A 19,877-nucleotide genomic window follows, 5' to 3' on the forward strand; every position below is an offset into this window, starting at 1 on the left:
ATTCTGAATGGAGAGCATTCAGTATATTTGTTCATGAATGGGAAAGAAAAAGATATCTTGATGTTTAAATGTTGCTAAGATAGGTGATTGGGCAATGATTGAAGCTGATTTTGTGATTATAAATGCAAATGAATTAATAACTTTAAAAGGGGGAAGAGAAAAACCTAAAACTGGGGAAGAAATGCGAGATCTAGGGATCATAAACAATGGAGCGGTTGCAGTTTCTAAAGGAAATATTGTTGCAGTAGGAACAACAAGAGAGATTTTATCAGAGATCCAGAAAGGTTCTCAGATAATTGATGCAACAGGTAAGTTAGTCACACCAGGACTCATTGATCCGCATGTTCATCTTGTTTTTGCTGGTACACGAGAAGATGAACTTGAGAAAATGGCAGTTCTTGGACAATCTTATTTAGAAATTAAAGAGCAAGGTGGGGGAATGAATAAATCACTTAAAATGACTGCAGAAACACCTTTTAATGAGCAGTTAGCGATTACAACCAAAATCCTTGATAAAATGCTAATTTATGGAACTACAACTATTGAAGCAAAAAGCGGATATGAAATGACTTATGAGGGGGAATTAAAACAGCTAGAAATAATTAGTACATTAAATAAAATCCATCCGATCGATTTAGTACCTACATTTCTTGCACAAGGGATTCCTCCTCAATTTGAAGCTAATGTAGATGAGCTAGTTAATGAAATTGCTGTAAAATGGATTCCTGAAATTGCGAAGCGCAAATTAGCCGAATATGCTGATGTTTTTTGCGAAAAAGGATATTTTAACCTAGAACAAACTCGTAAAATCCTTCTTTCTGCACGAAAAAACGGGCTGAAATTACGAAACCATTGTGATTGGCTTGCTCATAGTGGAGGAACCCGATTATCTGTTGAAATCGGAGAGATTGTTTCTGTTGATCATCTAATTTGGACTCCAATAGAAGAAATTGAACCTTTAAAAAATCAAAAAACTGTCATTATCTTTCTTCCTACATCTCCATTCTGTTATGTAGGTAAGTATGCAAATGCTAGAGAAATTATTGATAGAGGATTACCCGTTGCTCTAGCTACAGATGTTAGTGCTGCAAATATGTGTGAATCAATGCAAATGATGATGACTCTTGCAGTTTTAAGAATGAAAATGACTGCAGCTGAAGCATTAGTCGCTGCTACTATAAATGCTGCCCACTCAATAAATCGGAATATGAATATAGGATCTCTTGAGGTTGGTCAAAAAGCTGATATTGTAATATTTAATGCACCTAATCACAAATTCTTTGCATACAATTATGGTATAAATTTAGCTGAAAAAGTATTCAAGAATGGTATATTAGTTGCTGAGAATGGGAGACGAATCCGTTGAAAAAAATGAGGGAGCAATTTCCCTCATTTATCTCGTTCACTTTTCAAGGATGGAAGTAGAATAACACATACCATTACACTTAGAAGAAGAATCCATTCAAACCCCGGCGATGATTTTTGAGACGTGGTGGATTTTGGTGGATATCCGCGAATAAAAACAAAATTGATACTTTTTGGATTTCCTGCTAGATCTTGTACAGTTAATTTGATTGTATGACTTCCAGATTCGAAGTTTTCTGGATATAGATTTTTTTCAATATAGAATCCAGAATGAGTTTTATTGGCCTTAGGACCATTGAATCCCGTCTTTTCACCATCAATTTGCATAAAAGCTTGAAATTGATCAATTCCAGATTCATAATCATCAAACCAGAATATTATCTCCTCTGTTTTGTATAAATAGGAATTATTCTCCATTCCTTTTACTCCAATGATTGGAGGTATTGTATCTGTAATGATCTCGAATCCTATATACTCTGAATTCCATGAAAAGTTAAAAATTCTAATACCTTGATCAATACTTGTACTAAAATTATACCATCCGTTCACACCAGAATTCGGGATTAAGTCACTGATATTAGTAGTTAAGCTTCTTAAAGGATCATATACAACTCCTTCTATATATGCTGAGTTATTTATTGTACCATTTTGAGAAACATGAAGGGAAAAAGAAATAGTTTCGCCTACTAATTCGTAAGTACCAAATAATTGATCTTTAGCTTGTAACCATGTGAAAATCTCTTGAAGAAGTATGTCATTATGAGTTTCAAAAGTTGAAATTTCATTTAAATATCCACGATTTGAAATAAAGATAGAACCTGATGTGACCACGATTCTTCCTCCCAAAGGATAATCATATGATGCCATAGCTATATTTGATCTTCTATTATGATAAGCCAAAGCCATAGCAGGGTTCTCTATACTAAAAAAAGACCCTGATACATCAAAGTAATCGGCTGAACTACCAATAGGAGAAAGATGTTGTATCGTCGCAGGTGTTATGCCTATTGAAGGGGTAATTTCATTTGTAAATATTCCCCAATCTTTTAATAGGGACTCCATACCTAGAGGAGTACTTATTGGGGAAAGAAGAAGAGCTCCCCCCTTCTTCACATAATCCTTAATCGTTTCTTGTTCTGTAGCATTTATTAATGAATTTCGGTTTTTATAGTCCAAGTAATAGAAAAAGCTATCCACATAATATTCTTTATATGTTATATTGCTTGCCACTAACCAAATCACGTCATATTCATTTAAAAGTGAAGTAGTGAGATATGCTTTATTTTCATTGAGAACAATTCCTTTTTTTGAAAGATCAAAAATCATGTTTCTAAAATCACCAAGGCTATTATATGCAAAATCAGCGGTAGTGCGTGTATGTAGAAGAACTTGTTTAGATGCCAGTCCAATAGTGAACAAATATGGAAAATCTAATAGAATGGTGTCATTAACTTTGAATACTATTCTACCAGAGTATTGACCTATCGGAGTATCATTAGGGACATCAAAAGATAGGATTAAGTCATGGGAATAGGCTTTAGACAATAAACCATTATTAAGATCTTGGATACTATATCTTAAACCATTACCTGTATAATTGACTAAAACCTGTTCTTTAATATTCAAATAATTAGAGATATTTCCTTCTATAGTGACGGAAACGTTTTCCATCTCTGAAGAGACAAAAGTAAAATGAGCTGATTTATAAACCATTCCTTGTAGAAGATTCGGTATAGGATATGTCCCAGGAACATAATTACTAATATTTAAAGGATTTGTAGCAGCATAAATTGGGTGGTTGTTAATTTTTGTTGCATTCATTAATGCTAAATATGCATTATAAACATTAATTTGTCCTGTTCCATGTTCCCAAGGATTATCTGAAATTATTGGCATAGCTGTACCCATTAAAGAAGCTTTCAGAGTTCCTGGATTAACTTCTAAACCTTCCTGTCTCATAGCACTTAGTAATACTGCTGCAGCTCCTGCTACATGAGGAGAGGATTGAGATGTACCATCAGTTGTAAAATATCCTCCTTCAGGAGATGTAGTAGGAATATTTGTTCCAGGTGCCACAACATCTGGTCCCATAGCATTGGTACCCCATACAGGGCCAGTACTACTATAAATAGCTCTTGATACCATACTTTCTCCTGTTGCTCCAACACTTATCTCATCAATAAGATTTGTTCCATCAATTCTGTAATCTCCACCTCCTAAATTACCAGCAGAGTGGACAAACAATACTCCATTTTCAATCGCCCGTCTTATTGTATAATAACCTATTCTTTCATTAGGATCCAGTAACATGTTCCATGTACCAGTTTCTGGATCAGTTGGACCATAGCTACGATTAATAATATCAACACCGTTCTCAATTGCCCAATTAATGGCTGCAATCTCTCCTAAAACAGTTGTTTCAAGGGAACTGTCAGAGGTTTCATCCATATCTGCATCAAGAAGCCATGATTCTGGGGCCATACCCTTTTTGGATGAATCATTTATACCACCTCCCGCAGCAAAACCCGCTACTCCTGTTCCATGATAGTCCGGAGTATTTGTTTTATTTTCTGAATTACCATAAATTGTATTTATAAAGCTTTGAGAACCTAGAATTCTAGAGGTTCCATTAGGAAAACTGAAGTCAGGATGTCCTGCAAAAACTCCAGTATCAAATATTCCCATAGTTACTCCTTGTCCTTTAAAACCAAGTTCCCACATTTGAGTCACCCCTATTTTAGCTGCAGTTGCTTCTGTCTGGATATAAGGAGTAATTGTGGTTGGTGGAGAATGATGTAATACCATATTCCGTGGAGATTTTCTAATATGAAAAATATTAGACTGAGTTACCACTCTAGATTCTTTCACAAGTGAATCAATAGTTTTAGGGGTTGTATAAATCACTACTCCCTTTAATCCACGAAAAATGATTTCTACAGGATATTTTTCTGTGAATTGCTTTAAATCCTGATCTGTATTGAAATAGATCAAATATAATTGCTCGGATTCACTTTTTACTGAGATAAACCTAGATACTAATCGATTTATGTCATCAGTTGTTGGTGGGGTTGGGATATCACTCCTTGATTCGTTAGTTTTAACAAATCCTATTGAAATACACGGCGAAATTATCATTATAAGAAGGAGTAATGTCAACTGTAACTCTATTGTAATCATTTTTGGCATTACACTTATTCCTCAAATATAGATGGCATTAAAATTGCCTTATTTATTTTCCCTCAAAAAAAATCATAATTCTAATCTTTTTTGAAGTATCAATGTAATTAATGAACTTCAGCAGTGGATTGTTAATATTTAATATTACGAATTTGAAAATTAATTTTTAAAATTAACAGAACTTTTATGAAAAACCCAGTATTTTTCTTGTCAGAGCTTAGGCTAGTTTTTAGAAACGAAGATCTTAAAAGCTAGGGTGGAATTATTATGGTTAAAGGTAGACTAATATGTCAGTAATAGCCAAAAGCTTAGGAAAATGGTTTACAAAACCAGTAGAACCTTCTGAAAAAGAATTGCTGATTGATTTTATTGGTGATCTGGATTCTGTGTTAGAATCCATGGAAGATTTAGCAGCTGACATGTATGAAGGATTTAATTCTCAGATTTTACAACAGCGATCGGTTTATTCGAAACTAATAGCACTACTACCTAATTTCTTACAACCCACTGAAATTCGTGTGCAAACAAAAAGAAGAAATGAACTTAATTCTACAAAGCTAAAAATGATGTATCTTCGAAAAACTCTCAATGAAATAGGATCATCCATTAAACAAAAAGAATTTTCCGCAAAATCGTCTTCAGAAATTAACTTTGGCCAACAAATTTATGAATTGGCGTATCCTGGAGAGAGAATTAATACTCACAAAGTAGGAACCCTTGAAGAACGTCTTCAAATTCTTGAAAATTCATTCCTAACATCCATGGATAAAGTAAATGATCAGTTAAATGATATATCACACAATCTGAAAACTTTGAAGGATCGCCTTGATGAACAAAATGTTAAAATCGACCGAATCGATAACAAAATTTCTGAAGTGGACTCTAAATTAAAGAAAATTCAATCTTCCCTAGTTAATATATCACGGAAGTTAACCCAAAACCGTACATTATTGGCTTTGCTTGCTGGATCAGTCATTGCTTTAATCATTGTAATTATCATTATCTAAAATGGAATATAATAATGATTTCAGACTAATTAGAATGGATTCAAAGAAGTAACCTCTTCATTAGAAAAAGAATTTAAAGTAACAACTTTAAAAGGATTATTAGATACTAAAAGTATCAAGACTGTAAGGAGAATCTAGGTGGAAACTTAATGCAGAGAGATGAAATTCATCGTGAGCTCACGCGTCTGCTAAAAAGCGATATTTCAATAAAAGTCACGCTCCTAGGCGATAGAACTGGTTTAACAATAGCCCGTGCATCAAGATTACTTGTTTCAGAAACCATGGGAGCCTTTGATCTTGAAAGCATAGGAGCTATCGCTTCTGCAGTCTTCTGTGGGGCTGCAGAACAAGGTAGTGCCCTTTCATTAGGAAGCTTAGGATTAATGCTTGCGGAGTTCTCTGATGGAAAGATTCTCACTGCTGAATGCGGGGAAAGAGGCGTACTAGTTGTTGTTGCAGAATCAGATGCTCAACTAGGACTAATCAGAGTAAAAATGAAAGAATCATCTGGAAATTTAGCTTCACAAATGGATAAAATATCTGAGCCATCAGCTGTTAAAATTAGAAAACCAGAATCCCAATCTATTATGGCAGCTTTGAAAGAATTAGAGAATTTTTAAGTTTTATAAAATTGTATGGCAAATAATTTTAACTTCAGGATCATATATTTTATGAAAGAATAATTTATAAGTGATACAAAATATTTTTTCTAACTCTGCTACTAAAAGGTGAAGTCGATGTCTTTTTCACAGCTTAATGATATTATGTTGAAATTAACAGATGAGGTAACAGTTCAGGTACTTAATGTGCTACTCGGGCATCGTGAGATTATTGATGAAGAGATTGTTAACATTCTCAATGAAGGATCTTCACCCGAGACTGAAGAAAATATTGAACAGGAAATAAAAGAAGAACCTGCTCCCAGAATTGCATTGAAAGAGGTTAGAAAGTCTCTATACAAATTAAACGAAAGATCACTGGCAAGATATCGACGGGTAAGGGATCGTGAAACAGGATATTTCGTTTATTACTGGAGTCCAATATGGGAGCGAATACGTGACCTTATTGTACGAAGAAGAAAATCGAGTCTTAAGAAATTACGTCAAAGATTGGATTACGAGGAAAGAAATCTCCTTTATGTATGTGCTTCAGGACATAACCCTGTTACCTTTTCTGATGCTTTCGAACTTGGATTTATCTGTACCACTTGTGGAGAGGAACTTTCACAGAAAGAAAATGCTCAAACCATTCATTTTCTTAAAGAAAAGATTCAAGAATTAGAAAAAGAGCTTAAAACTGGGTTAGATGAGCTGGATGGATTAGTGGAACTTCAAGAGAAAGTAAAATGATTAGAAAGCCCTTCTAACAGAAAAATCTGCTATTTTCTCTAGATCTTCTCTTAATTTTTCATCCTTTAACGTGGTGGTTGTCAAAACCATTTTTGCCTTGTTTGCCCACTTTTCTGCTTCTTGTAAAACTTCATCTCTGACATTTGCTTTTTCAATCAAAGGGATACTTTTTGATATCCTTTCTTCATCACTCAAATTTGAGCTTGTAAGATATTTATGTAACAATTCAGAATCTTCTTGAGTCAATTTTTCAAAAGCTTTTACGATAGCGAAATTACCTAATTTTTGTTCAATGATATCTTTATAGACTACTTTTCCGAATTCATCAGCTGTCGCAAATAAATCAAGGTAATCATCAGCAATCTGAAATGCAATGCCTGTAGCCCAACCAAATTTTTCTGCACAAGCCTGTTCTTCTAATGAAGCTCCTCCTACTAACGCACCTAATTTACACGCAGCTGCAATCAATGCAGCAGTTTTTCCTGTTATCATCCTGCGATAATCTCTAAACGAAACATGTTTAAAGCGATGTGTTTGAAAGTATTTATGAATTCGATCTTCTTTTTGTTCAAATAAAACATCTAGTCGTTCTCCTTCAGTTAATGCTCGAATTGCTTCAGAATATATTGCAATTGTTGAATTAAAATGCTTACCTGTACCTTTTGCAGCCTCAAATACAGCTTCACGATGAATTATTCCTGATAAAATAGCAAATTCATCACCGAATTTTGCTCGAGTAGTAGGTTTTCCACGACGAAGATCTCCTCGATCAATGATATCATCAAGAATTAATGAATAAGTGTGAATTAGTTCGATTCCTGCAGCTGCTGCTTTTGCTTCATAATCGTCAGATGCAATCCCAAATGCTTTAGCAAAAATTAAAGTCAAGGCAGGACGTAATCTTTTTCCACCAGTAAAAGTCTGCCACTTTATTAAATCCTTAAAATCGTTGTTAATGCCCTTAAGTAAAAAATTATACATTAATGGCTCTACAGAAGCACCAAGAAGGCTCATTTCTTTTAAAACTTTCTCTAAAGATCTGTTATTCATGATTGTCACCATCTTGAAGTTTTTCGATTGGTCTTTTCTTTTTTTAATACTAAATTTTAAAAAATATGTTTTAAAATTTATTTTCAGTCATCCTAAATGTATCTTATTTAAATTCTAAATTACTGAAAAAGAATAATATTGATCCATTTATTGTTTTAAGGTTAATTCTTGGTGTAATATCCAATCAGAAGCTTCCTTTAAAGAATCCACAATGATTGTTGGAGAAGAATACTCTTGCAATATATCTTTATTGACTAATCCAGTTGTAAGACCAATTGTTTTCACCCCAGCCCTTGTTCCAGCAATAATATCAACTGGCATATCACCTAAAAAAAAGCTTAAGTCAGAGGATGAAGAACAGCCTTCAAAAGCTAAGATTAATCCTTCGGGGTCTGGCTTTAACTTTTTCACATCATTACGTGAAATTAATGCATTTGGATTGAAAAAACGGTACAACTCATTTTTTTCTAAAATAAAAACTAGTTGTTTTTTTGAAGCTAAAGTGAAAATACCGAGTTCAAAACCTGCCTCTTTCAATCTTGTTAAGCTATCTATTGTATCTGAAAAGGGAATAGCTGATGAATAAATTTCCTTTGCTTTCCGTACACATTGAATTGCAAAAAAGAATGCTCTGAATTTAGATAATCCAGCTCTTCTACCAATCTTCCAGAATAATTGAATAATTGGAGCAAATTCTCGTTGACCTGGGGTTTGATAATCTTCAATTAATTCCTTTCCTAAAGTTTTTAAAACATTGGTAGGAATTTCAATACCTTTTTTTCGAATATCATTTACCACCATTTCATAGAAATTACCCATTGAATTTATTAAAACTCCATCTAGGTCGAAAATAATTGCTGGGCGTTGAATAGATTTTTTCATTTACTAAATCACTTTGAAAGATATTTATTAGGTTTTTTCTGTGTTTTAATTCGTCTTATAGTACTTTTGAAGAAAGTTGAGCAAAATCTAATTTGAAAGGTAATTTTATACATAAAGGATAAAAATAAGGAAGAATTAATAAATTTTTTACGGTATTTTATGTAATAATAGCTTCAAATTTTTAAGATGACTTTTTGAGCACCTAATATACTACTCCTGAAAAGGTTGGTGAAATTGCTATTAAATCGAAAAAGAAATAATATTATAAATTTGGATTTTTTTTCTTTCATCAAGGTTGTATGGGGTTTTTTGACGCTTATTGAATGCTAAAATACCACGTTTATGATTTAATTTTATATGGTGTATTAAATGGCTAAAGCCTTAGATTCAACGAGCCTTAAAACGTTGAAAGATGAAATTCTTGATCTTAGAAATCGGAAAGATGAACTTCTCCAAAAAATTAGGGAAAGCGAGAAAGAAAGGAATCAATTCAAAGCTGAAAGGGATGAACTCAACACAACTGCTTCTCAGAAGTTTGCTCAAGTCAGAGAATTGAAAGAAAAACGAGATAAGAATAATCGGTCAATACAGGAGCTCAAAGAAGTAAGAAGAGACGTCCTCGAAGAAATGAAAGGATTAATTGAAAAAGCGAAAGGACTTCAAGAAGAAATTAAATCAATGGATATTAGTGAAAAAGAAATTCGTCAGTCCCATAGCATCCGCAAAAGAATTGACGAGTTAGATTGGAAAATACAAACGACTCCAACAATGGGAATAAATGAGGAGAGACAATTAACTGAACAGGTAAATGCATTAATGGGTCAGCTGGGAGAAATTTCTGTTTCTGAAGAAAAGATGAAAGAAAGAAGAGAATTAAATAGAGAAATTAATAATCTACGAGGCTTCTTAGATCATAGTTGGAAAGATTTTCAAGAATTGGTGGAACATTCACAAAGTTCTCATCAATTACTGAGTGAATTATATGATGAAGGGAAAAAAGCTAAGGATGAAGCTGATTTAAAGCATAAACTTTTCTTAGAAAGAGCAGAAGAAATAAGAGAACTTCGTGAGGAATTTCGTGGTATTGGTAAAACTCTCCGGGAGAAATCTAGTATTTTTAAAGAACATAATAAATTAAGAAAGGAAAGAGTCCAATTAGAAAGGGATAGGGCTACTGCAGAAATGTTAGAAATCCAAAGCGCAAAGATTCAAGAAAAATTAAGTCAGAAAAAGAAAAAAACGTTATCCATAGATGAAATGCGTATAATGATGTCGCAAAATCCCGAATTTCTAGAAATGGATACCATTGATGAGGAAGAATAGTCACTTTTACTAGTATAATCTATATTTTACTAGTAAAAATATATTTATTTGGTTTTTAATGAAAGCTTGATTGATCAGGAAGTGGCATTTTCGTGAATGAATCTGAGTTTTTTGAGCTCATAGGAAATGATACTAGGAGAAATATTTTACGATCAATAGCACGGGAACCAAAGTATCTTTTCCAGCTTGCTCAGGAGTTTGATCGATCCAAACAATCATTAAAACATCATTTAGATTGTTTAGAAGAAAAGGGATGGATTTCACACGAAATTGATGACCAAAGTAAGGGACCAGCACGATATTATTATCATATTGCACGAAATGTTTCAGTTCGTGTCACATTGAGTAAACACTCTTTTGATTTTAGTGTTGTTGAAATTACTCTTGATAATGATGTACAAGAAGATTCCGATCCTTTGGATCAGGTTAATGAGTTGAGTGGAGCTTTATGGGACAATATTTCCAATGTTCTTACTGAGGATAAGTTTCAACTTACTGATCAAAAAGTAGATGCATTACGACGTTTAGATTCCGTTTTAGATCAATTAGAAACCATTGAAAATCTCATTTTAAGTAGAAAGATTTCTATTACTGGAAAAATTAACGAAGATATTTCTGTTAAACTTAGAGGAGATGAATATAGAAAGGATCGAGAATTAGCTTATACTATATTCTCTAATTCAGCACCAATAACAATAAATTTGATCCAAAAAGAGTTTAATACTAAACGAAAGGAAATACTAGAGTCACTAAAGAGATTGCATGAAAAGGATTTATTACCAGCTCATGCATTAGCATTCATGAAACGATTAGAATCAGCTGTGAATATTGACTCGGAGTGAGTAATAAATATGAATCCAAAGAAATCTAATGAAAAGAATGATGAAATTTTCGATATTGATAGTCAAATTAAAGACCATATTGAGGAATTAAGTCTCAAATCAGAAATTCCAAAAGAGATAAATGAAAGTAAAAATACAGATGAGCTGGCTAAAGATGATTTAGCTAAATTGAAGCTTGAATTGGAAGAAAAAGAAAAAGAACTCCAAAAAATTCATGATCAATACTTAAGAGCTTTAGCAGATTATGATAATTTACAAAAAAGAACAACAAAAGAGAGAAATGATTACTATTTTTATGCAAATGAATCTTTATTCACAAAGCTGCTTGAAATTGCTGATACTTTTCAACGAGCTTCAGCTGATTTTGAAGAAAATCCTAATCTCAAATTAGAATCAGTATTTGAGGGGTTTCGCGTAGTTAAAGATCAGTTTCTCTCTGTTTTAAAGAACGAGGGAGTTGAAAAGATAAAAGCAAAAGGGGAGAAATTTGATCCTAATTTCCACGAGGTAATACTCGTGCATAATGATGAAAAATTAGAAGAAAATACAATCATTGAAGAAGTACAAACAGGTTATTTATTCAAATCAAAAGTAATCAGACCAACAAAAGTTATTATTTCAAAGAAATAAAAGGAGACATTTAATATGCCTAGACCAATTGGAATAGATTTAGGAACTACTTTTTCCGCCATTGCTACAATGGAAGGTGGAAAACCAGTTATTATACCCAATGCAGAGGGACAACGAATTACTCCGTCTGTTGTTACTGTAACAAAAGAGGGAGAAAGAGTTGTTGGTACTCTAGCGAGACGTCAAGCCATCTCTAACCCAGAGCGAACAATTAGATCTATAAAAAGAGAAATGGGTACGAATTTTTCTATTACTATAGATGGTAAACAGTATAAACCTCCTGAAATAAGTGCTATGATCTTACAAAAATTAAAAAGAGATGCCGAGGCTTATCTAGGAGAAACAATTACCCAAGCTGTTATTACTGTTCCTGCTTATTTTTCAGATTCACAAAGACAAGCAACCAAAGATGCAGGAAAGATAGCAGGTTTAGATGTTTTAAGAATTATAAATGAACCTACCAGTGCATCGTTGGCATATGGTCTTGATAAAGAAGAGGAACAAACAATCCTTGTTTTCGATTTAGGAGGAGGTACTTTCGATGTCTCCATTCTCGAGTTATCCGAAGGAGTCTTCGAGGTTAAAGCTACATCAGGTAATAATAGACTTGGTGGAGATGATTTTGATCAGCGAATAATGGATTGGATGATTGAGGAGTTCAAAAAAACCTCTGGATTAGATCTTTCAAAAGATCCTATGGCAATGCAGCGACTTAAGGACGGTGCAGAAGCAGCTAAAATCGAATTATCTCAAAAAACGTCTGCTGATATTAATCTCCCATATGTTTTTGCAGACTCTTCAGGACCAAAACACCTCAATATGACGTTAACTCGTTCTAAATTTGAAATCATGATCGCAGATCTCATAGAGGCTGCGATGGGACCTACCCGACAAGCTATGTCTGATGCTAAGTTAAAACCAAGTCAAATTGACAAAATATTACTAGTTGGAGGATCAACAAGGGTTCCAGCTGTTCAATCAGCTATTAGGGCTTTTTTCGGTAAAGAACCAACAAAAGAAATAAACCCAGATGAATGTGTTGCCTTAGGAGCTGCTATTCAAGCAGCAATTCTTCTTGGAGAAAAAAAAGATATTCTGCTTCTAGATGTTACTCCCCTTTCATTAGGGATCGAAACCTTAGGTCACGTATTTACGAGATTAATTGAGAGAAATACAACTATTCCTACAAAAAAGAGCCAAGTATTTTCAACTGCCGCTGATAACCAACCATCTGTAGAAATTCATGTTCTTCAAGGTGAACGAAAAATGGCTACTAACAACATTACTCTTGGTAGATTTCAATTAGTAGGTATTCCTCCTGCTCCTAGAGGAGTTCCCCAGATCGAAGTTACATTTGATATTGATGCAAATGGAATTGTGAATGTTACTGCAAAAGATTTAGGGACAGGAAATGAGCAAAAAATAACAATTACAAGTTCTAGCGGGTTATCTTCTCAAGAAATAAACCGAATGGTCAATGAAGCTTCTCAATACGAAAAAGAAGATGATAAACGATTAGAAGAAGCTGAAACACTAAATAGAGCTGATTCAATGGTTTACCAAACAGAAAAAATGCTGAAGGATCTAGGAGATAAGGTAGATAGTTCACTACGTAATAAAGCTGAATCGCAGATTAAATCACTAAAAGATGCAATAAAAGCAAATAACATTGCTGATATGAAGAAATTAATTGAACAAATAGAGAAAACGACTCATGAACTCGCCCAAAAGCTTTATGCCACTCAAGGGCCTCAAGCTGGAGGATTTCAAGGTGCTCCAGGAGCTGGTTTTCAAGGAACACCAGGTACTGATGATTCAGAGGTCGTTGACGTAGATTACGAAATAGTAGATGATGATGACTAATCTTCCAAAACAAAAAAATCTGTTTTAGGGTGATTATTTTGAGTAGATCCAAAAGAGATTATTATGAAGTTCTAGGGGTTTCTAGAGAAGCCGATATACAGACAATCAAAAAGGCATTTCGTCAGGCAGCTCGAAAATATCACCCTGATACTAACCCTGATGATCCAAATGCAGAGGAAAAGTTTAAAGAAGCTGCTGAAGCTTTCGATGTTTTATCCGATATTGACAAACGAGCCAATTACGATCGCTTTGGTCATGCAGGATTAGATGGGACAGCATTCAGAGATTTTTCAGGGATAAGCTTGGATGATTTATTTGGTGGATTTGGAATATTTAGTGATCTTTTTGGTTCTTTTGGGGGGAGATCGAGATCTTATCAAAACCAGGCCAGACAAGGACAGGATGTTCGATTAAATCTCGAAATTTCATTTGATGAAGCAATGAAAGGTCTGAAAAAGAAAATTAAAGTTCCGAACTGGGCTACTTGTCCTACTTGTCATGGAAATCGTGTTAAGGAAGGATCCTCTCTTCAATCATGTTCTGCTTGTAATGGTACAGGTGAAATGAGACGGATTCAAAGATCAGCATTTGGCCAAATTGTAAATATTTCAACTTGTACTAGGTGTCGTGGTGAAGGCAAATCTGTTCCTAAAGGAGCTGCTTGCCAAACATGTGATGGTGTTGGAAAAGTAAAACAATCACGAACTGTTGAAGCAGAAATCCCTCCAGGGGTAGATAGTGGCATGCGGATGGTTATTCGTGGCGAAGGGCGTCCTGGTGAACTTGGAGGTCCACCTGGCGATTTAATTCTTGTTTTAGAAGTTGAATCGCACCCTTTTTTCAAGAGAAATGGTGCAGATATTATATTGGAATATCCAATTAGCTTTATCGATGCAGTTCTAGGGACAAAAATTGAAGTCCCAACAATTGAAGGATTTGAAACTATAAAAATAGATCCCGGGACCGAATCAGGAACAATTATACCTCTTAAGAGAAAAGGAGCTCCCATTCCTAATTCTTCTTCCAAAGGTGATATGTATATTCAAATAATGGTCAGAATTCCAGCTAAAATTGATAAAACGTCCAAGAAATTTCTTGAGGAAATTAAGAAATCAATCGATGACAAATATATATTTCAAACTAATAAAGAGCTTAAAAAGTTCTTATCGCTTAAAGAATAAGTCTTTATCCTTCAAAAAAACCTCTATCCAAGCTTTGATAATTTTGTAGTTCTGAATAATTCAATAGGGGAAGTTATTAAAGTATACCAGCGAACTGCACAAGAACAAATTTTTGAATAATCAGATGGAATTGGCTGGTTATCTATGATATCTTTAATATACCCTAACACTTTTATATCACACTCTCCACAATTATGAGTTCCTCTTGGTTTACCTCCTGCAGTTGGTTCACATATTAATTTGATCTGTGGATACTTTTTTTTCGTATTAGAGACTATAAATAAAATCGACCACAACCAAGGAGGTTGATATCTATCTTTTTTATATAGATAGTGAGCAAGGGTTCCATTTTGAACTGAACATGGATTAATAGATATTGAATCTGTTCCTTGAGAAACTGCATGATTGATAGTTGAGATAGAATCAATTAAAGCCTCATATTCTGTCAAAAATGGTGGTTTAATGAAAATATAGGTTTTAATTTTTACTCCAATGTTTTTTAGTACATCTACTGCTTGATCATAATCAGATACTCTCATACCCTTATTCCAACAATCACGTAATATTGAATTATTTGAACTCTCTAATCCTATCCCTACTTCAAGAATAGTTGGATCTATTGCTTTCTTGGTTTTTTCAATAATATTAGAGTAATTGATAACATATTCTGATCTACTTTCAACACTAAGCTGAGAACAATGAGGGTACTTCTGGATTAGTTTTGTAATATTTTCACGAAGATTCCTAGGAACATCAGATTCATCGAAAAAGCTCCCAGAGTTAAAGATTTTAAGAATAATACGTTTTTTTGTTTCTAATTTTTTCAAAAGGTTCTCAATTTCAGATAAAATGGTTGGAATTGGTATTGAAAGATCTCTAGACGAATCATTAATATATCCACAAACACTGCAACCACCATATTCTGAAAGTGCCCAACTACATCCTCTTGTTGGTATTACCATGGTTATAATGGTATACTCATTTTCTTCAGTAATTTCACTCCATAGCTTTGGTTCTCTTCTAGTAATATTCTTGAGATGCTCGTGGCGTAATTGAAGAACTTTCGTTGCTACAAGTTGATTAATGCTTGGCAAGATTTTGTTTCACCTTTTTTCTTAGGATAATTCCTTTTCCTTTTGTCATACTTTCTAATAAACCTCCAGAGAGCTGCGAGGTTCCCACAGCTATTATTTTTCCATCTCTATTTGTAACCAGAACCTCATCCTTAGGTCTGATCTCTCTATCTGCCTTTTTTATAGCATTACAAAATATGGTAGACCCTATAATCTGATCACCATCGAAAGTAACAAAATTATTAGAATAACCTAAAAGACGTTCTCCTGCAAGGAGTGATAGACTTAATAGACCTGAATCTTGACGAAAAGTAAGTAGATGAGATTTATTTAAAGTCACTCGTAATCCTAATTCTTTTTTTCCATGAATTCTCACATTATCGGGTAACAGAATCTGTCCAACTCCTTTACCAAATTGATAATCTGCAATTGTTCTTAAAAAAGTAAGATAATTATGTTTATTGGGTAAAAAAGTATCTGTTTGACTAAATGCTTCTTTTAGTAATAAGGAAAATCGTTTAAGTCCCTCATTTGAGGTTAATGATGATATATCATCCTCTAAAAGTGTTATTTTACGATTAAACATATTGCAAACTTTTTTTAAGACTTTTCTTTCAGATCCTTTTACATATCCAACTAAAGGAATTGAGAAGTCAATTTTTGACAGAATCGAACTAATATCTTGGGCAAGATGTTTTTTTTCTAGATCGCTCCAATGGCCAGTTACTGGAATATCATAATGACCTGCAGGAAAAGTATATTCAAGTTCTCTTGGAACAACCCCCAGAGGACTAGTAAGTATTAATTCTAAAATTGAATGACGTTTACTTTTTAAGGTTCGTTTTATTACATTATGAAACAATCGATGGGATTTAGAAGTTGAATAAGGTTTCTTTGCAGAACATGGAAGAAAAATTACACCTTTCAATTTAGAGGGAGGAAAATACCGTGAAGCGATCCTTTCACGAAATCTTATAACTTCTACTCTAGTTAAATCTGTTTCATCTGTACAAAACATCTTTTTCTTAAAATAAATAGGAGTATTTTCTTCAAAAATGTTTATGGAATCAGCTAATTTTAACATTGTCTTTAAAGAGGGATTTGAATTCGCATAGATTCGAACTAAATTTCTTAAATTTCCTGAATCAATAGCTCTCTTAATTAATGTGAGAACATCTGTAAAATTTTTAGTAGTTGGGTTTAAATCTAGAATTAAATCATTTTTTATTTTAGTATCTGAGTAAAATATGTCTAAATATGTAAAATCAAAGAAATCAATACCCAAATAATTTAAAAACGGCATATAACTACTTGGTACCATTGGAGCAAAAAGCGTTACATTAGGAGGGGTTATTTGTTGAACTGATCGAATATATTGTAATAAGAATTTTGGATGATTTAGGAGAGAAGAGATATCACCAAGCATAAGAACAGACACAAAAGAAGGGGGAGGTATTGTGAGTTCTTTCTGTTGAAAGGGTACATTTAGAACAAAAAAATTTGAATTTCTAATGTCTATTTTCTTTAATTGATTAAGTCTTTCAATGAAACTTTCACCTTCATTAAGATATAGACTAGAAGTGTCCCAAGGAATGACATGAAAGGTAGGTACAGATGTTTCTAAAGTATTTATAGGAAATAAATCTTCCAATGCTTTTAGTTCATCAATATTTTTATTCTGAGTTTGTAATGAAGGATAATTAATACATTTAATGCTGTAATCGGCTGGTATGTCCATTTTAAAGGCAGGTTGAATCCCTGAAAGCTTTTTAATCTCATTAAGAGTGTGGTTAAGTGTTGTTTGTGATTCATTTTCAGAATAATAACGTGATAAAAATAAATTTGGAGTTTCAAATTGAATATCTTTGAATTGTCCCAATCTCCCGCATCCTTCTACTTTAAAAATCTCAAATGACATTCTTATCTCCTAAATTATTATTTAAATTTATATTATACTGTATCTCAGTATTTTCTTGATTCTTTATTTTCTTATTTAAGCTTAAATCCATATGGAATAATAATAAGAGCCTACTATATTGAGATAGTCTTCTCATATTATGGGAGTTGATAGAGGAAGTCACAATGAATATTTTTGTTACTTATTAGTAATCTCTGACATAAGAATCTCTTGAAAAAAAGATAAGAAATTAACTAATTTGAAGAAGAGAATATCACCTTGAGCATTATATATGAAAATAACTCATTAATAGAATATTTTCGTCCACGAGGGAAAATTGTATGTGTTGGGGATGCTGTAAGTAGTGAGCTCCGGTTATTAAATGAGTTTTTAAATTCAAAAACTGAATCTAGGATACCACTCCTTTTATTAGCTCCAAGTACTTTACCAACGGATAGCTGTGATCAAGCGGTAATTTTTGATTCAGAGAAAATGCTTTCTCAAGTGCAATTTCTTTTAAATTCTTATTTCATTTTTTTTGTTTTTAATTCATCGGAAATTGGAATTTTTCAAATATTAGGAAGTATTCTAGCATCAATTGAATTTTCAGATTCAATTCCTCTCTTTTTTGATACAGGACCAGGATTAAAAACTCAACAAATCAATTTTTTCGGTCCCTGTTATTTTCATTTTGATTTTTCTTCTGAAAATAATCGTAAAAAGTTCAAAATTCTTTTAGATTCTTTAATTACAAGCTTAAATCCAAATTCTGGATTGGGTATTTCCTTTCCTGACTTAATTCAAATATTTGGGAATTCTAAAATTTTAATAGAGGGAATAGCTTATTCAACGGATTTAGATGAGGCCTTACAAGATGCAATAACAACAGTGGGTGATCATCTAGTAAATATCTTCCCAGAAGAATTTGAAAAGTTACAGATCATTTTTATCTCTGTCATCTCATCAAGACCAATAAGTCTTCATTCTATGAATAAAATCACAAAAAAAATAATAAGCACATTTGGCAAGGAGATTGAAATTAGATTTACAAATGCAATTAATTCCGAAGTTCAAGAGTATAATGTCTCATTAATTCTTACTGATTTTAATCCAGTTAACAGTATCTTACCCCGCTATAGTGGATTTGATGAGTTAATTGAAATTCAACAAAAAACACCATGTTCAAACAATCACGATAAAAAAAATCCCCCAGATAATGAATATTCAGAGGAAGAGGAACGATTTAATGTTTTGAGTAGAATATTTTCCACTTCTGAAGTTTATATTTTTGATGATAGCGGACTCCCTCTTTTTGCAAGTCATAAACCTGCAGGCCAAGAAGTTTGTCTTTACACAGGTTTATTTTCTGCTATTCAATCAATGAGTTCAGATTTAATTGGCCATACTCCTGATTTCCTTTCAGCTGGTGATAAACAATGTGTGTTTTTATCTCAAGCCGGTCCTTCAGATATTCAGTTAAGAGGAGTGGCAGTTTGTACTATAGGACAGGAATCTGTAGCAAAAAGTAATTTACTGTTTTCTATGAATCTAGTTAAAAAATATCTTGAGAAAGGTGAGCCAGAATATGCGATTAATGATAAAATTCAGGGATTGTTGGTAAGTGGTTATAAATCTGGAGCTTTAGAAGGTTTTTTTCAAATAACTGATTTTCATGCAAGTTAATTTCATTTTGATATTTACTTCTAAGATTTAGATAAAGAATTTAATGAATTTTCTGTTTGAATTTTTTCACAAAGTTTCTCAACTAAGGAAAATCCTTCAAATAAATCACGAATACGTGAGGATTCGATATACACCTCCGCAGACCAAAGAACTAAATTCGCTGTTATTCTTGCAGGTTTAAAATCACTTGGATTTTGAAGTTCATGAAAAATTTGATTTCTTAAAGCAAGTTCAACTTGATACATATCCACTATCTCTTGAATGGTCTCCTCTGCTTGCTCAATTATCTCTAAATCTAATGAAGATGGGTTACGATGATCAATTACTTGTTTTTTTATTAACACAAAAAAATCCTGTTTGAATTCCTTTTCAATTTTCTTCATTTCATTAAGTATTTCTGTAAATTGCTGAATGTAAGAATTAAGCTCGGAAATGTTATGATTTATAATATCAGTTAAGTAAAATGCAATTCTATCGGGGACTTCTGGGAATTTTTCTAATAAATTTTCAGAAAAAGTACCATTTTTCTCGTTTAACTCTAACTCAGAAAAATGG

16 protein-coding genes are annotated in these 19,877 nt (G+C 33.1%); 10 read left to right on the forward strand and 6 right to left on the reverse strand.

Translation table 11 applies throughout. The features are described from left to right. Positions 1-94: 94 nt before the first annotated feature. Positions 95-1,366 (forward strand): imidazolonepropionase, encoded by a 1,272-nt coding sequence (gene hutI, locus ACWVCY_RS11935; RefSeq protein WP_455143056.1) that lies wholly within the window; start codon positions 95-97, stop codon positions 1,364-1,366. A gap of 23 nt (positions 1,367-1,389) precedes the next feature. Here the strand turns inward: hutI and ACWVCY_RS11940 are convergent, their stop codons facing one another. Beyond that, on the reverse strand, positions 1,390-4,551 hold the full coding sequence (locus ACWVCY_RS11940) for a S8 family peptidase (RefSeq protein WP_455143057.1): 3,162 nt from the start codon (positions 4,549-4,551) through the stop codon (positions 1,390-1,392). Positions 4,552-4,829: 278 nt separating this feature from the next. Between ACWVCY_RS11940 and ACWVCY_RS11945 the strand changes: the two genes are divergently transcribed. The 3 genes from ACWVCY_RS11945 (at position 4,830) to ACWVCY_RS11955 (ending at position 6,898) form a co-directional block, all read left to right on the forward strand. Further along, a complete protein-coding gene (locus ACWVCY_RS11945; RefSeq protein WP_455143058.1) occupies positions 4,830-5,549 on the forward strand; it encodes a hypothetical protein in 720 nt (239 codons plus the stop codon). Between the two features lie 149 nt (positions 5,550-5,698). Further along, the gene (locus ACWVCY_RS11950; protein WP_455143059.1) at positions 5,699-6,169 is read left to right on the forward strand and encodes a roadblock/LC7 domain-containing protein; all 471 of its coding nucleotides are present in this window, start codon (positions 5,699-5,701) and stop codon (positions 6,167-6,169) included. Positions 6,170-6,286: 117 nt separating this feature from the next. Next, entirely contained in the window at positions 6,287-6,898 is a 612-nt protein-coding gene (locus ACWVCY_RS11955) for a hypothetical protein (RefSeq protein WP_455143060.1), read from the forward strand. Here ACWVCY_RS11955 and ACWVCY_RS11960 read toward each other — a convergent pair whose 3' ends face one another. Together ACWVCY_RS11960 and ACWVCY_RS11965 are read right to left on the reverse strand one after the other, a co-directional pair. Beyond that, a complete protein-coding gene (locus tag ACWVCY_RS11960; RefSeq protein ID WP_455143061.1) occupies positions 6,899-7,948 on the reverse strand; it encodes a polyprenyl synthetase family protein in 1,050 nt (349 codons plus the stop codon). It abuts the gene before it with no gap. 147 nt (positions 7,949-8,095) lie between these two features. Next, a complete protein-coding gene (locus tag ACWVCY_RS11965) occupies positions 8,096-8,830 on the reverse strand; it encodes an HAD family hydrolase (RefSeq protein ID WP_455143062.1) in 735 nt (244 codons plus the stop codon). A gap of 369 nt (positions 8,831-9,199) precedes the next feature. Here ACWVCY_RS11965 and ACWVCY_RS11970 point away from each other — a divergent pair, with 369 nt between their 5' ends. The 5 genes from ACWVCY_RS11970 (at position 9,200) to dnaJ (ending at position 14,669) form a co-directional block, all read left to right on the forward strand. Beyond that, positions 9,200-10,153 (forward strand): DUF7121 family protein, encoded by a 954-nt coding sequence (locus ACWVCY_RS11970; protein WP_455143063.1) that lies wholly within the window; start codon positions 9,200-9,202, stop codon positions 10,151-10,153. Between the two features lie 92 nt (positions 10,154-10,245). Continuing rightward, positions 10,246-10,995, forward strand: coding sequence for an ArsR/SmtB family transcription factor (locus ACWVCY_RS11975; RefSeq protein WP_455143064.1), 750 nt, complete (start codon positions 10,246-10,248; stop codon positions 10,993-10,995). Positions 10,996-11,004: 9 nt separating this feature from the next. Continuing rightward, the gene (locus ACWVCY_RS11980) at positions 11,005-11,625 is read left to right on the forward strand and encodes a nucleotide exchange factor GrpE (protein ID WP_455143065.1); all 621 of its coding nucleotides are present in this window, start codon (positions 11,005-11,007) and stop codon (positions 11,623-11,625) included. A gap of 15 nt (positions 11,626-11,640) precedes the next feature. Continuing rightward, a complete protein-coding gene (gene dnaK / locus ACWVCY_RS11985) occupies positions 11,641-13,488 on the forward strand; it encodes a molecular chaperone DnaK (protein ID WP_455143066.1) in 1,848 nt (615 codons plus the stop codon). Between the two features lie 38 nt (positions 13,489-13,526). Beyond that, positions 13,527-14,669 (forward strand): molecular chaperone DnaJ, encoded by a 1,143-nt coding sequence (gene dnaJ, locus ACWVCY_RS11990; protein ID WP_455143067.1) that lies wholly within the window; start codon positions 13,527-13,529, stop codon positions 14,667-14,669. Between the two features lie 23 nt (positions 14,670-14,692). On the opposite strand, the gene ACWVCY_RS11995 is transcribed toward dnaJ, so the two are convergent. Both ACWVCY_RS11995 and ACWVCY_RS12000 read right to left on the reverse strand, forming a co-directional pair. Continuing rightward, positions 14,693-15,763: an archaeosine biosynthesis radical SAM protein RaSEA gene (locus tag ACWVCY_RS11995; RefSeq protein WP_455143068.1), complete on the reverse strand. Its 1,071-nt coding sequence runs from the start codon at positions 15,761-15,763 to the stop codon at positions 14,693-14,695. Continuing rightward, positions 15,750-17,660: a DUF5591 domain-containing protein gene (locus ACWVCY_RS12000; RefSeq protein WP_455143069.1), complete on the reverse strand. Its 1,911-nt coding sequence runs from the start codon at positions 17,658-17,660 to the stop codon at positions 15,750-15,752. The genes ACWVCY_RS11995 and ACWVCY_RS12000 overlap by 14 nt, the downstream gene beginning before the upstream one ends. 258 nt (positions 17,661-17,918) lie before the next feature. Between ACWVCY_RS12000 and ACWVCY_RS12005 the strand changes: the two genes are divergently transcribed. Then, positions 17,919-19,322 carry a hypothetical protein gene (locus ACWVCY_RS12005; RefSeq protein ID WP_455143070.1) on the forward strand — a complete coding sequence of 468 codons (1,404 nt, stop codon included), beginning with the start codon at positions 17,919-17,921 and terminating at the stop codon, positions 19,320-19,322. Between the two features lie 20 nt (positions 19,323-19,342). Here the strand turns inward: ACWVCY_RS12005 and ACWVCY_RS12010 are convergent. Beyond that, positions 19,343-19,877, reverse strand: a 535-nt coding sequence (locus ACWVCY_RS12010; protein WP_455143071.1) for a hypothetical protein, incomplete at its 5' end; no start/stop codon positions are given.

It is taken from the genome of Candidatus Hodarchaeum mangrovi, assembly GCF_975850365.1.